The sequence below is a fragment of the Sinomonas sp. G460-2 genome, assembly GCF_047759905.1.
Classification (GTDB): Bacteria; Actinomycetota; Actinomycetes; order Actinomycetales; family Micrococcaceae; genus Sinomonas.
Window position 1 is genome coordinate 1 of the sequence record NZ_JBKZWT010000586.1, and the last position, 456, is coordinate 456.

Consider the following 456-nt stretch of genomic DNA (forward strand, 5'->3'; position numbering starts at 1 on the left):
CGCCCAGATGACCTTGAGGAAGTCGCTGACCTTGGGCTTCTCGATCTCCACATCCTGGTTCGGGAGCATCTCCAGCGAATCGTCGAAGAGCTTCCGCGACACTTCCTTGGCCTTGACGAACTGCCCGCGCTGGATGAGGGACATAGGAGTCTCCGGCAGGTTCAGCCGGGCCAGCAGCAGGATCAGCGCCGGGATGGCGCCGATGGCCAGCGCAACTCGCCACAAGATGGCGTGGTCGATCCCGCTCGCGTACATGATCGTGATGACCACGATCGAGAAGACCTCGCCGAGGCCGAACATGAACTGCCAGCGGCTGCCCATGACCTCGCGGGCGCCCTTGGACATCGACTCCATGATGTACGCGTAGCCGTTGGAGATGTCCGAGCCGAGCGGGATGCCGATGAGGAACCGGATGACGATCAGGTCCCAGACCCCCACCGAGAACCCTTGGACGAT

General features: G+C 62.5%; 1 protein-coding gene. It reads right to left on the bottom strand.

The window, feature by feature from the left end; translation table 11 throughout:
- A partial coding sequence (locus ACLN58_RS22610) for an MFS transporter (protein WP_415857439.1) occupies window positions 1–456 on the bottom strand: 456 nt, incomplete at its 3' end.